Consider the following 13,847-nt stretch of genomic DNA (forward strand, 5'->3'; position numbering starts at 1 on the left):
GTCCCGCGCGGCCGGCCGGGCCCCTCCAAGATCGTATCCACGGGGCCGGGGAGGGTTCGTGACAGTGCGTCACGCAGGATGTGCCCGGCTTCTTGTGGCCTTCGGTCTTGACACCGCTGCCGGCACCGGGATCGGTGGGCGATTGTCAGAGGGCGGTGCGAGGATGGCGGTGCGTTCCGGGCGACGGCCGGAGCGTGGACGTGGACAGGTTTCGAATGCTCGGAGGCGTCATGGCCAAGGAATTCCAAGTCACGTACGACTGCGCCGATCCGGGCGCGCAGGCGGCGTTCTGGGCCGAGGCGCTGGGCTATCGCGTCCAGCCGCCGCCCGAGGGCTTCCCCGACTGGCCGGCGGCGCTGACGGCGTGGGGCGTGCCGCCCGAGCGGCACAACGACCGGTCGGCCATCACCGATCCGGACGGGAAGGGACCGCGGGTGTTCTTCCAGAAGGTCCCGGAGGGCAAGACGGTGAAGAACCGCTTGCACCTGGACGTGCGCTCGGCGCCCGGCCTGGCCGGGGCCGAGCGGATGGCCAGGCTTGAGGTGGAGGCGACCAGGCTGGAGGGGCTGGGAGCGAAGCGGCTGTACCGGCTGGAGCCCGACGGCATCGACGAGGGGATCATCGTGATGGCCGACCCGGAGGGCAACGAATTCTGCCTGGATTGAGGCAGTGCGCCGGCCTTCGGCAGGCTTCCGGCGGCGGGGCCGGGTGAGCTTCGGAGGGTCGGCGTGGGGTCAGGAGGGGGCGGAGAGCCGTCTTGGTCTCTCCGTCGCGCCAAATCATCACATTTGCCCGTTTTGCGCATAATGTCTGCGGCATGAGGACTCCCCTGTCCCGCGCCCGCCGGATCGCCGCCGTGTCGGCCTGGGTGATCGCCGCCGCGACCCTCACCGCGGTGAGCCCGGCCACGGCCTCCACCCCGACCCCCGCCCTCGACCGGTCCCCGCACGCCGAACGCCGCCACGCCGACCCCGTCGGCAGACCCGCGAGCGGGCCCGAGACCAGGGCCGGCGAGCTCAGGGCAGGGGAGCTCAGGGCAGGCGACGTCCGGGCCGGCGACGTCCGGGCCGGCGACGTCCGGGCCGGCGACGTCCGGGCCGGCGAGGCCGCCGTGATCGGTGAGGAGCACGCCCGGGCGCACGCGCGGCTCCGGGAGGCCGCCAAGGGCACCCAGGGCTATCCGCAGACGAAGCGCACGGCGAGCCTGGCCGCACTCCGCGAGTCCCAGCTCAAGGCCAACGCGGGTCTGCCGGCGGCCCGGTTCGGCAGGTTCACAGAGTTCTTCCCGTCGCCCGACTTCGGCGTCCACGTGGCCCTGCTGCCGACCGGCAAGGTGCTGCTCTTCTCGTTCGAACGCGTGGAGGCCGACCCCACCAAGGAGACCGGGCCCACCAACACGGTCGGCGTGACCAACGCCGGCCGCGCCTACCTGTGGGACCCGGCCCGCGGCACCGGCCCGCAGGCATTCAAGAACGTGCCCCCGCCCGTGGTCCTGATGCCGGACGGGCGCTACGCGCCGCGCCCGGCGCCGTTCTTCTGCGCCGGGCACGCCTACCTCCCCAACGGAATGGTCGGCGTCTTCGGCGGGAACGTCGGCGGGAAGGGCGGCAGCGGCGCCAAGCTGTCCTTCGTGTTCGACCCGTGGACCGAGCACTGGTACCGCAACCGGGACATGGCCGTGGGCCGCTGGTACCCCTCGGCCGTGACCGGGCCGGACGGCCGTCAGATCATCATGTCCGGCCAGTCCGAACGCGGTACGGGCACCCCCACCCCGGTCGTGGAGCGCTTCCCCTCGCTGCGGCACCCCGTGCCCTGGCGTCCGTTCGACATCCCGCTGGACCTCGCGTCGCAGCGGCTGCGGACCGACGCCCCCTTCCGCAACGACTATCCGCACCTCTTCTCGCTGCGCGACGGGATGATCTACGGGCTGGGCCGCGACGCCGATCAGCAGTGGCTGTTCGACCCGGTCAAGGAGGTGCGCAAGGACCTGCCGCGGCGGCCGGCCGACTTCCGGGGGTACGGCTCGGCCGTTCCGCTGCCCGCCGGGTTCCGCGGGCCGGACTCGGTGCTGGTGCTCGGCGGCGACCCGCGCGATCCGCTCACGTACCGGCTGTCCGGCGGCCGCTGGACCATCGAGGGGCCGCGGGCCTTCGGGCGTACGCAGGACGACACGCTGATCCTGCCCGACGGCACCCTGCTGACCGTCAACGGCGCCTTCGACACCCGGGACTACGGCAACGGGCCGTTCAATCCCACGGCCGATCCGAAGTACCGGCAGATCGAGCTGCGCGACGCGCGCGGGCACTGGAGGCTCGGGCCGGCGCAGCGGCTGCCGCGCGGCTACCACTCCAACGCCCTGGTGCTGCCCGACGGGCGGATGCTGGTCACCGGGGACGAGCTCCAGCAGATCGCCAACGACCCCGACATCGGGGACGGGATGGACGGCAGCATCGAACTCTACGAGCCCGCATACCTGCACCGCGGTGCCCGCCCGGCGCTCGACCGGGTGCCGGCCGGCGAACTCGCCCACGACGCCGACTTCCAGGTGTCGAGCACCACGCCGGGCGACGTCGCACGCGCCGTGCTGCTGGCGCCGACGACCGTGACCCATTCGGTGAACACCAGCCAGCGGCACCTGGAGCTCCGGCGCACCGGCGTCCGCGGCAACACCATCGGGCTGCGGACACCGCCCAGCGCGGCCGACGCCCCGCCCGGCTACTACATGCTGTTCCTGCTCAACGCGAAGGGCGTCCCCAGCACGGCGAAATGGGTGAAGCTCGGCCGGGCCCCGGATTCCCGCTGACTCCCCCAGCGAGGCGTGCCGCAGGCCGGCCGGCGCCGCGCGGCACAGCTGGCGGGGAGCGTCATTCGAACGGCGCGGTATTCGCTGCGGGCCGAGCGCACCGCCACAGATCGGTGGTCCGGCAGGCGAGGACGCTGTTCTTCACGAATTGTCGGTGATCTCCAGTGACCAGTGGGCGGCGGTGACGGCGTTGGCCTGGTGCGTCCTTGCGTGCTGATGCAGTGCGGCGTGGGGTGCCTTGGCCCATGGGCGGGCTGATCTCACTTGCCGCCGGCCGGGTTGGGTGGGCCTGGCCGGGCCGGGGTGTGGGGCGAGTGGTGAGGGAGAAGCGCGGCGGCGGTGAGGCCGATGAGCCCGACGGCTGCCAGGGTGATCATGGCGGCTGCGTACGCGTGGCTGGTGAGGCCGGCGACGAGGATGGTGCCGGCGACCGCCGTTCCGAGGGAGGATCCGAGGTTGGACACGCTGCGGGACAGGCCGGAGATCTCGCCCTGCTGGTCCTCGGCGAAGCTCGACTGGACGATGTTGACCGAGGGGGTGAGCATCACGCCGAGCCCGAGGCCGATGAGGAGCAGTCCGGGCGTGAAGGCCCAGGGGCTGGGTGATCCGCCGACCATCACGGTCAGGAGGACGATGCCGGCGATCGTGGTGAGGAATCCCGTGAGGATGAGGGTGCGCTGGGCGCGGCGTTTGGCGAGGCGTTCTGCCGCGAGGGAGGAGACGAGGATTCCGAGGGTGGCCGCGGTGAAGATCACGCCGGTCTGGATCGCGTCGTACCCGCGGACGACCTGCAGGTAGGAGGCGACGGTGAAGGACACCCCCATCAGGAGCAGCCACTGGGTGTTCTGGGTGACCAGTCCGAGGTTGGAGGTGCGGATGCGGAACAGGCTGGTGGAGAGCAGTGGTTCCTTGCCTGCGCGTTCCCGGGCGCGGACCCAGCGGAAGAAGGCGGCCAGGAAGATCGCGCCGAGGGCGAGGAGGGCGAGCATCAGCCAGCCGTTGTCGTCGGCGGCCAGGATTCCGGTGACGACCAGGACGAGGCCGACGGCGGACAGGACGGTGCCGACGGTGTCGAAGGGGCGGGTCGGGTCCGGCGGGAGGGGGTCCTCGATGCGGCGGCTGAGGACGATGATCACCACGATCACCAGGGCCTGGAACACGAAGGCGGCCCGCCAGCTGATCGCGGAGGTGATGAGTCCGCCGATCAGCGGGCCGGCCGCAGCGCCGATGCCTCCGAGCGCCATGATCGTTCCGAATGCGCGGGCGCGTGAGGTCATGTCCGTGAAGAGCAGCGTGGTGAGGATGTAGACGGGCGGGATGAGCAGCGCCGTGCCGACGCCTTCGAGGATCGAGTTGCCCAGGATGAGGACGCCCAGGCCTGGTGCGGCGGCGCTGAGCAGTGCGCCGACGCCGTAGATGACGAGGCCGGTGAGCAGGCACTGTTTGCGGCCGTAGCGGTCGGTCAGTTTGCCGCCGGGGATCATCAGGGCGGCCATGACCAGCAGGAAGATGGTGATGGCGACCTGGACGCCCTGCACGGTCGTGTCGAGGTCCTCGCTGATGTCGTTGATCATCACGTTCATGTTGGAGCCGGCGAAGCTGCAGATGAACTGGGCGAGGGCGAGCGGGGCGATGACCCGCCGCAGGGCGGCAGGTGTGGCCGGGGTGGGGTCAGCCATCGGTGCCGCCGCGTTCCGCCTTGTCGAGTTGCTCGTCGAGGGCGATGGCCGCGGCCACCAGCGCGAGGTGTGTGAACGCTTGGGGGAAGTTGCCGATCTGTTCGCCGGACGGGCCGATCTCCTCGGCGAACAGGCCGACGTGGTTGGCGTAGGTCAGCATCTTGTCGAAGGCGTAGCGGGCCTGGTGGAGGCGGCCCGAGCGGGCCAGTGCCTCGACGTAGAGGAAACTGCAGAGGTTGAAGGTGCCCTCGGAGCCGCGCAGTCCGTCCGGGGAGGCTTCGGGGTTGTACCGGTAGACGAGGCTGTCGCTGACGAGTTCCTGCTCCATGGCGTCGAGGGTGCTGAGCCAGGCCGGGTCCGTGGGGGAGAGGAATCCGACACGGGGCATCAGCAGCAGGGAGGCGTCCAGGACGTCCGTGGCGTAGTGCTGGACGAAGGCCTGCCGCTCCTCGTTCCAGCCGCGTTCGACGATCTGCCGGAACACGGCGTCGCGCGCCTGCGCCCAGCGGGCGGTGTCGGCGGGCCGGGAGTGGAGGGTGGCAAGTTTGATGCCGCGGTCGAAGGCGACCCAGGTCATGAGGCGGCTGTAGGTGAATTCCTGCTGCCCCCCGCGGGTCTCCCAGATGCCCTCGTCGGGCCGGTCCCAGTGGTCGGCGAGCCAGTCCAGCACGTCGGCGAACGTCTTCCAGCCGCGGATTCCGCCCATCTCGCCGGCCTGGGCCAGGGCGTCGGCGGCCTCGCCGTAGATGTCGAGCTGGATCTGGTCGGCGGCCGCGTTGCCCGCCCGTACCGGGGCCGAGCCCTCGTAGCCCTCCAAGTGGTCCAGGACTTCCTCGGTCAGGTGGGGCTCCCCGTCGATGCGGTACATGATCTGAAGGGGCTCGCCCGAGGCGGTGCCGCCGGCCTCCAGGCGATCGCGCAGCCACAGGCGGAAGGCCGCGGCCTCCTCGGTGAACCCGATATCGGACAGCGCCCTGACCGCCAGCGAGGAGTCACGGACCCACGTGTAGCGGTAGTCCCAGTTGCGTTCGCCGCCGATCTGCTCGGGCAGACCCATGGTCGCGGCGGCGATCGGAGCGCCGGTGGGGGCGTAGGTGAGCAGCTTGAGGGTGATCGCAGAGCGGTTGACGATGTCGCGCCACCGGCCGCGGTAGGTGGAGGAGCGCAACCACCCGTGCCAGAACCTCCGGCACGCCTCCAGCTCCGCCCGGACGTCGTCGGGTACCAGCTCCGCCGGGGCGGCGGCGCCGCTCGCATCGGAGGTCAGGACCACGGCGGCGGTCTGCCCGGCGGTGAGGGTGCAGCGGGCAGTGAGGTCGTCGTCATCGGGGTGGAGCACGAAGGGGCCGGTGACCTGCAGGTGCAGGTCGGTGCCGGGGCCGTGGAAAACCGCGGCCGCCTCACCGGTCCGCTCCAGGGTGTGCGAGGCGCGGCCGTAGTCGAACCGGGGCCGGCAGGTCAGGCGGAAGTCCATGCTGCCCCGCACCACCCTCACCACCCTCACCAGGCGGTGCCGGTCCGTCGGGGTCCCGGTGGTCAGGGGGGTCATGAAGTCGGCGACCTCGCCGACGCCGCCCGGCGCCATGAAGCGGGTGACCAGGACGGCGGTGTCGGAAAGGTAGAGCTGGCGGACCACCGGCTCCTGCCCGCCGGGGAGGTGCGCGGACAGCCGGCAGTACCCTCCGCGTTCGCTGTCGAGGAGCGAGGCGAACACGCTGGGGGAATCGAACCGGGGCGTGCACCACCAGTCGATCGTCCCGTCAGAGGACACCAGCGCGGCTGTCTGGAGGTCACCCACCATCCCGTGATCGGCGATCGCCGGATAGGCGCTCACAAGAATCTCCCGTCGTCGTTGGAGCCGTGGCGGCGTGCGACAGGAAGGGAACATCAGGGTGCGCCTGGGGAACCATCCGGACCGAGATCCGGACCAGCACACGTCCTCGCGCCCCGAGACGGGGCCCGCCGATCCGGCCGCCCGGTCACACCTCCAGCGAGATGCGACTCCGACAACGCCTGTACCGAAACATGACTCGTCAGCCCGCAGGCGCATTCTGCCCCGAGGTGTCCGACAAAGGCCGGATGCCGCGCGGTGGGCACGCGGGGTGACTCTGCGCGAGAGCGCAGCCGCCGCCCACACCCGCAGTCGGGTTGGCGGACACCTCGCCGCGGCCACTCCCGGAGATCATCCGGGCCGCCCGCGCCCTGGTGCCCGACCCCGACGCCAAGCTTCTCGGCGGCAGTCCCGGCGTCCTCTGGGACCAAGCACCCTGGGGACCGGCGCCCGGCGCGGGTTCGGACGGCGTGGGCGCCGAGACGACGAAGCCCCGGACGCCGAACCGCCCACGTGACGTCGTGCGCGGAGGCGCGGGGCGCCGCATGGTGGGTGCATGAAGGCTACGGACATCATCGCCGACGGGTTCGGACGCGTTCGGGAGGTCGTGCACGAGGCCGTGGACGGGCTCGCGGCGGAGCGGCTCAACGCGCGCGTCGACCCGGCGGCGAACTCGATCACCTGGCTGGTCTGGCACCTCGCGCGGATCCAGGACGACCACGTGGCGGACGCCGGGGAGCTGGAACAGGTGTGGCGGGCCGGGGGCTGGGCGGACCGGTTCGCCCTGCCGCTGCCCGCCGCGGCGACCGGGTACGGGCACAGCGCCCGCCAGGTCGGCACGGTCCGGGTCGACTCCGGCGAGCTGCTGCTGGGGTACTTCGACGCGGTCCACGAACAGACCCTGCGCTTCGTGCGGGGGCTCGCCGCCACCGACCTGGACCGGGTGGTCGACGAGCGCTGGGATCCGCCGGTCACCCTGGGCGTGCGCCTGGTCAGCGTGCTGTCCGACGATCTCCAGCACGCCGGTCAGGCCGCGTTCGTACGGGGCGTGCTGGAGCGGGGCGCCTCCTGAGGGCTTCGCGGCCGGGCGGCGGGAAGGTGGCCGCCCGGCCGCGCGGGGCGGGTGCGTTCAGGACCGGACGCCGATGACGGTCTTGCCGCGGGCGCCGCCGCGTTCGACCTTCAGCAGGGCCGCCGGGGTCTCGTCGAGCGGGAAGACCGTCTCGACGATCGGCCGGAGCCGGCCGGACTCGGCGAGGTCGGCCAGCCGGGCCAGCTGCTCGCCGTGCGGGCGCATGAGGAAGCTGCGGACGTCGACGTTCCACTGCGCCTTCATCGCGTCGGCGTCCGGGACGGGGACGATCGACACCAGGCTGCCGCCGGGCTTGAGTACGCGCAGGGAGCGCTCCTGGGTGTCCCCGCCGATCGTGTCGAGGACGACGTCGATGCCGGAGAGGACTTCGTCGAACTTCTCGTTCCGGTAGTCGATCACCTGGTCGGCGCCGAGCTCCCGGACGAGTTCCGTGCTGCCGGTGCTCGCGGTGGCCACGACCTCGGCGCCGAGCTGCTTGGCGATCTGGACGGCCGCGGAGCCGACGCCGCCGGCGCCGCCGTGGATCAGCACCCGGCTGCCGGCCCGTACGTCGGACTGCTCGGTCAGGGCCTGCCAGGCCGTCAGGGCGACCAGCGGCAGGGAGGCCGCCTCCTCGAAGGACAGGTTCGACGGCTTGGCGGCGACCAGGGCGCGGTTCACCGCCACGTACTCGGCGAAGCCCCCGCCGACGCGCGGGTCGACCCGGGAGAAGACCTCGTCGCCGACGGAGAACCCGGTCACCTCGTCGCCGACCGCGCTGACCACGCCGGCGACCTCGCTGCCGATGGCGAGGGGGCCGGGCAGCTCGCCGGCGGCCATGAAGCCCTTGACGATCAGGTGGTCCACCGGGTTGACGCCCGCGGCGCGGACCTCGATCAGCACGTCCTGGGGTCCGACCGCGGGGACGGGGATGTCGGTGACCTGCACCACGTCGGCGACCTGGCCGTACTGGTGGATGACTGCTGCCTTCACGGTGAACTCCTTGATCGGGTTGCTGCCGGGCCGTCCTGATGACGGGCGGGGCCGTGGGCGGTGGCCCTGCCATCGGCAATTCCGGACCGCTCGTTCCATAACTTAGCCCGTTCTGGAACGAGCAGTCAAATACGTGCTGCTTCCGGCCCCCGGGTTCGCTACCGTGGGGTGCATGGCGAGACCACGCACGTTCGACGAGGAAGCGGTGCTGAACCGCGCGATGCTCCTGTTCTGGCGCAAGGGCTACGAGGCCACCGCCATGAGCGACCTGGTGGAGGAGCTGGGGCTGGGGCGGGGCTCGATCTACGCGGCCTTCGGCGACAAGCACCAGCTGTTCGTGCGGGCCCTCGGCCGCTACCTGGAGCACCAGACCGGTCTGCTCACCACGGCGCTCGACGAGGAGGGACCGGTCCTCCCCCGGCTCCGCGCCGTCCTCGACCGGCTCCTCGCCGCCGACGCGGCCTGCGGCAACGCCGGGTGCTTCAGCGTCAACAGCATCGCCGAACTGCTGCCGCACGACGCGGAGGTCGGTGAACTGGCCCGGCGCAGCATGGCGAGCGCCGAGGAGGCGTTCACCGCGCAACTGGAGCGGGCCGCGCGGGACGGGGAGCTGTCCCCCGCGATCACGCCGCGCGACGGCGCCCGGCTGCTCCAGAACCTGGTCCAGGGGATCCAGATCATGCGCAAGGTCGACCCCGACCCGGCGCAGGCCGCTGCCTGCCTGGACTCGGCGTTCGCACTCCTGGGCCGCTCGCCCGTGGAAGCAACGTCGGCGCACGCCGCCCCGGCGACCCTGGCGGCCACCGCCCTCTAGGGGGTGCCGAACCTGCGGGTGTCTCCGGCCGGCACCCGCGCCGTCCGAGCCCCGCGTCCACGCCGTCGAGTCACGGCGCCTGCCGGGCCGCGCCCGAGAGACGGCGGGGCGGTGGGGCGCCCCGCGTCAGCCGGTCCGGCCGTCGTCGGTGAGGGCGTCGGAGGCGAGGGCGTCGTCGGCGAGGTTGGCGGCGGCCGCGAACAGGCGGGCGCAGCGCCGCGTCATGGCGGCCGGCGTCTGCTCCGGATGCTTCACCCACCAGCGGACGAGCGTGGCGACGAGGTCCCGCCAGACGTACGTGAGCGCGTCGGCGTCCAGCGGGTCGGTGGAGCCGGTCGTGCGCAGGAGTTCGGCAGTGCCGCCGGCGGCGAGCCGGTCGATGGCCGACCAGTACTCCGCGGCCCGGCGCGCGGCCTCGCCGTCGGCCGGCAGGGAGGTGTCGTACAGCACGAACCACGCCTCCCGCCGCCCCTCCAGCGCCGTGAAGATGTTGTCGAGTACACGCAGCGGGGTCTGGGGGGTGGTCCCGTCCGTGCCCATCGCGGTGCGGATCGTGTCGAGGAGCCGGTCTCCGACGGGGACGAGGCAGGCGATGTAGAGGTCCTCTTTGGTGCCGAAGTACTGGTGCAGCAGCGTCTTGGTGACGCCGACGCGCGCGGCGATCGCGGGGAGGGACGCGGCCGCGTAGCCGCGGGTGCCGAACTCCTCCGTGGCGGCGTCCAACATCTGCTGTCGGCGGTGGTGCCGGGGGACGCCCTTGGTGCCGGCTTTCGAAGGAGGGGTTGCCATGCGGCGATATTATCAGTAGGTAATTTACCGCAAGGTAAATTACCTCGACCTCCGGAGCACCCATGGCCGGCACCACCGCACAGCCGACGTCCCGCACCCGCTCCTGGTGGGGCTGGGGCTGGACGGACGCGCATCCCGACGACGCGGAGTGCACCGCGCTGGGCGCCCTGCTCCCCGGCACCCTCGGCCGCCCGCTGCCCGTGCCGCGCGTCCGCGACCTGGGCATCGGGAGGCCCGCCGTCGAACCGCCGCGGAGCCTCGCCGCCCTCGTGACCGCGGACCCGGCGGACCGCGCCGCCCACGCCATGGGGAAGGCGTACCGCGACGTCGTACGGGCGCTGCGCGGGCGCCCCGGCCGCGTCCCCGACCTCGTCGCCCGTCCGGTGGACGAGCAGGGCGTGGCCGACCTGCTGGAGTGGGCCGGGGACCGGCAGATCGCCGTCGTCCCGTACGGCGGGGGTTCCTCGGTCACCGGTGGAGTCGAGTACCGCGGCGACGCCCACCGGGCGGTGCTGTCCCTCGACCTGACCGCCATGGGCCGCGTCCTGGAGGTCGACACCGAGGGCCGGGCGGCACGGATCCAGGCCGGCACGCTCGGGCCGAGCCTGGAGGGCCAGCTGCGGCCGCACGGCCTCACCTTGCGGCACTTCCCGCAGAGCTTCGAGTTCTCGACCCTGGGAGGCTGGCTCGCCACCCGGGCGGGCGGTCACTACGCCACCGGCCGCACGCACATCGACGACTTCGTCCAGTCGATGCGCGTCGTCACCCCGGCCGGCACGAGCGGCTCCTGGCGGCTTCCCGCCTCCGGCGCGGGCCCCTCCCCCGACCGCCTCTTCCTGGGATCCGAAGGAGCGCTCGGAGTCATCACGGAGGCCTGGGTACGCCTGCAGGAACGCCCCCGCCACAAGGCGTCCGCCGCGGTCGCCTTCGCCGACTTCCACGCTGCGCTCCGGGCGGTGCGCGCCCTGGCCCAGTCGGACCTGTCCCCCGCCAACTGCCGTCTGCTGGACGCCGGTGAGGCCGCGCTGGCGGGCGCGGCGCACGACGGGCGCGCCGTGCTGGTCCTGGGGTTCGAGTCCGCGCACGCACCGGTGACCGCACTGCTCGAACGGGCCGTGGACCTGGCCCGCTCGCACGGCGGCCGGTACGACGGGACCGGGGGTACGGGGAACGGCACCGGGGGCGGTACGGCCGGGACCGGCGACCGGGGCGAGGACCCGGGCAGCCGGCACCACCCGGGCCCGGGACCGGCGGGCGACGCGGCCGTGAACGCCTGGCGCTCTGCGTTCCTGCGGATGCCCTACCTCCGCGACGGCCTCGCCAGGATGGGCGCCGTCGCCGAGACCTTCGAGACGGCGGCCACCTGGGACCGGATCCCCGGCCTGATCGACGCGGTGCGCACCGAGGTCGGCGAGGCCGCGCGCAAGGCCACCGGCCATCCCGCGACCGTCAACTGCCGGCTCACCCACGTGTATCCGGACGGCGCGGCGCCCTACTTCACCGTCCTCGCCGCCGGCCGCCCCGGAGCCGAGGACGCCCTCTGGGACGACCTCAAGGCCGTTGCCGTCGAGGTCCTGCACCGCCACCGGGCCACCATCACCCACCACCACGCCGTGGGCCGGGACCACCGGCCGGGCTACGACCGCCAGCGCCCCGAGCCGTTCGCCCTCGCGCTGCGGGCCGCGAAGGGGGCGCTCGACCCGCGGGGGATCCTCAATCCCGGCGTGCTCGTGGACTGAACGGGCGGGGCGGTGGGCCAAGGGGCCTACAGCGGGGTGCCGGCCGGGGCGGCCCGGGTCAAGGTGGCCGTGGAGACAGTTCCGCGCAGCCACCGAGGGAGACCTGATCCGTGGTCAAGTTCAGATGTGTTCGCTCTCTGGCCGGCGTGCACGCCGGCGTCGCCATCCTGCTGGCCGGCGCGGCCGGGCCGGCGCAGGCGGCGTCGCCGGCCGGGGCGACGGACTTCCAGCAGGTCGTGGCCGACGCCGCCGACGAGTTCCAGGTGCCGGAGGCGGTGCTGCTCGGCGTCAGCCACCAGGCCTCCTGGTGGGAGGGGAACGGGGGGCGGCCCAGCACGTTGGGCGGCTACGGCCCGATGCACCTCACCGACACCACGGCGGGCCGGGCCTACCCCCACCGCGCCGGTGAGGGCCCCGTCGACTCGACGGGCACCGCGGACCCCTCCGAGCACACCCTCAACGCCGCGGCCGAGCTGATCCACGTCCGGCCCGACAGGGTGCGTACGGACGAGAGGGACAACGTCCGGGCCGGCGCGGCCCTCCTGGCCTCCTATCAGAAGGAGGCGACGGGGACACGACCGGAGGACCCCGGCCGCTGGTACGCGGCGGTCGCCCGCTACAGCCAGGCCGGCGACCGGGCAGGGGCGGCCGCGTACGCCGACGCCGTCTACCGGTCGATCCGCACCGGGCTGGTGCGCACCCGCAAGGACGGCCGGCGCGTCGTACTGCCGGCCGACCCCGCGGTCGCACCGGAGAAGGGCCAGCTGTCGATGCTCCGGCTGCGCCGCGGCATTCCGCGCGCCGCGCAGGCCGAGTGCCCGAAGACGCTCGCCTGCCGGTTCGTGCCGGCAGCGGCCACGAACTACCAGGTTGCCTCCCGGCCCGGAAACAAGATCAAGATCAACACGATCGTCATCCACGACATCGAGGGCAGCTACCAGGCGGGCGTCAGCACCTTCCAGGACCCCGCCAGCGGTGTGTCGGCCCACTACGTCATGAAGTCCGACGGCAGCCAGACCACGCAGATGGTCGCCGACAAGGACATCGCCTTCCACGCCGGCAACTACTGGGTCAACATGCACTCCGTCGGCATCGAGCACGAGGGCTTCGCCGCGCGGGGCGCCACGTGGTTCACCCCGGCCACCTACCAGGCGACCGCCGAGCTGGTCCGGTACCTCGCGCAGAGGTTCGAGGTACCGCTGGACCGGCAGCACGTCATCGGCCACGAGAACGTCCTCACCGCCAGCGCCACGTCCGTACCCGGAGCCCACTGGGACCCCGGCCCGTACTGGGACTGGAACCGGTTCATGGCCCTGCTCTCCGCACCGGAGAAGCCGGAAAAGCAGGAGAAGCAGGAGAAGCCTGACGGCAAGGACCGGTGGCACCGCCGCGACACGGTCCGGCCCGGCGAGGCGGTCACCATCGCCCCCGCCTTCGACCGCAACGTCCAGACCGTCCAGGTGTGCGGCACCAAACTCGCCGCCGGTGCCGGCCGGCCCACGGCCGGCGGCGCCGCGGGCCGGTCCGCGGCGGCCGGTGGCGGAGCCGCGGTCGAGTGCGCGCCGCGGACCCAGCCCTCGAACTTCCTCTTCGTGCGCACCGCGCCGCGGCACGACGCACCGCTGTTCCCCGACCCCGCCCTCCACTCCGGCGGCGCACCGGGCAGCGACGGGATCAGCGACTGGGGCAGCAGCGTCGTCACCGGCCAGCAGTTCGTCGTCGCGGACCAGGACGGGGAGTGGACCGCCATCTGGTACGCCGGCCGGAAGGCTTGGTTCCACGACCCGCAGGGACTCAACACCGAGCCGGCACCGGGCGCCCGCATCATCCGCCCGAAGCCGGGATCCGCGGCCGTCCCCGTCTACTCGACCGCCTACCCCCGGCCCGACGAGTACCCGGGCGGCCTGACGCCGTCCACCCAGAAGCCGCTGGGCTTCTACACCCTCCCCCAAGGTCAGGCGTACGTCTCCACCGCGCCCCCGCAGCAGACCGACGACTTCTTCCGCGCCACCCCCACGCGCGCCGAAACCGTCGTCACCGGAAGCGAGACGTACGACGTGATCCAGTACAACCACCGCCTCGCCCTCGTCCGCCACCAGGACACGCAATGACGCGGCGTCAGGTGCG

Annotated in this window: 10 protein-coding genes; 6 read left to right on the forward strand and 4 right to left on the reverse strand. The window is 72.8% G+C overall.

The features are described 5' to 3' along the window. Window positions 1-230 precede the first annotated feature (230 nt). Window positions 231-665 carry a VOC family protein gene (locus OG764_RS03350; protein ID WP_328972862.1) on the forward strand — a complete coding sequence of 145 codons (435 nt, stop codon included), beginning with the start codon at window positions 231-233 and terminating at the stop codon, window positions 663-665. Window positions 666-817: 152 nt separating this feature from the next. Then, complete coding sequence (locus OG764_RS03355; protein ID WP_328966859.1) at window positions 818-2,803, forward strand: glyoxal oxidase; 1,986 nt, start codon at window positions 818-820, stop codon at window positions 2,801-2,803. A gap of 260 nt (window positions 2,804-3,063) precedes the next feature. Here OG764_RS03355 and OG764_RS03360 read toward each other — a convergent pair whose 3' ends face one another. Then, entirely contained in the window at window positions 3,064-4,482 is a 1,419-nt protein-coding gene (locus OG764_RS03360) for an MFS transporter (protein ID WP_328966860.1), read from the reverse strand. Then, a complete protein-coding gene (locus OG764_RS03365) occupies window positions 4,475-6,316 on the reverse strand; it encodes a glycoside hydrolase family 15 protein (protein WP_443055844.1) in 1,842 nt (613 codons plus the stop codon). The genes OG764_RS03360 and OG764_RS03365 overlap by 8 nt, the downstream gene beginning before the upstream one ends. Before the next feature lie 553 nt (window positions 6,317-6,869). Here OG764_RS03365 and OG764_RS03370 point away from each other — a divergent pair. Next, window positions 6,870-7,385 carry a mycothiol transferase gene (locus OG764_RS03370; protein ID WP_328966862.1) on the forward strand — a complete coding sequence of 172 codons (516 nt, stop codon included), beginning with the start codon at window positions 6,870-6,872 and terminating at the stop codon, window positions 7,383-7,385. A 57-nt stretch (window positions 7,386-7,442) separates the two neighbouring features. On the opposite strand, the gene OG764_RS03375 is transcribed toward OG764_RS03370, so the two are convergent. Continuing rightward, a complete protein-coding gene (locus OG764_RS03375) occupies window positions 7,443-8,378 on the reverse strand; it encodes an NADP-dependent oxidoreductase (RefSeq protein WP_328966863.1) in 936 nt (311 codons plus the stop codon). Between the two features lie 172 nt (window positions 8,379-8,550). Here OG764_RS03375 and OG764_RS03380 point away from each other — a divergent pair, with 172 nt between their 5' ends. Then, window positions 8,551-9,192, forward strand: a complete 642-nt coding sequence (locus OG764_RS03380) for a TetR/AcrR family transcriptional regulator (protein WP_328966864.1) — start codon at window positions 8,551-8,553, stop codon at window positions 9,190-9,192. A 126-nt stretch (window positions 9,193-9,318) separates the two neighbouring features. Here OG764_RS03380 and OG764_RS03385 read toward each other — a convergent pair whose 3' ends face one another. Continuing rightward, a complete protein-coding gene (locus OG764_RS03385; RefSeq protein WP_328966865.1) occupies window positions 9,319-9,981 on the reverse strand; it encodes a TetR/AcrR family transcriptional regulator in 663 nt (220 codons plus the stop codon). Window positions 9,982-10,043: 62 nt separating this feature from the next. On the opposite strand from OG764_RS03385, the gene OG764_RS03390 reads away from it, so the two are divergent. Further along, window positions 10,044-11,720, forward strand: coding sequence for an FAD-binding oxidoreductase (locus tag OG764_RS03390; RefSeq protein ID WP_328966866.1), 1,677 nt, complete (start codon window positions 10,044-10,046; stop codon window positions 11,718-11,720). A 110-nt stretch (window positions 11,721-11,830) separates the two neighbouring features. After that, window positions 11,831-13,831, forward strand: coding sequence for an N-acetylmuramoyl-L-alanine amidase (locus OG764_RS03395; protein ID WP_328966867.1), 2,001 nt, complete (start codon window positions 11,831-11,833; stop codon window positions 13,829-13,831). The last annotated feature ends 16 nt before the right edge of the window (window positions 13,832-13,847 follow it).

This window comes from Streptomyces sp. NBC_00239 (assembly GCF_036194065.1).
Taxonomy (GTDB): Bacteria; Actinomycetota; Actinomycetes; order Streptomycetales; family Streptomycetaceae; genus Streptomyces.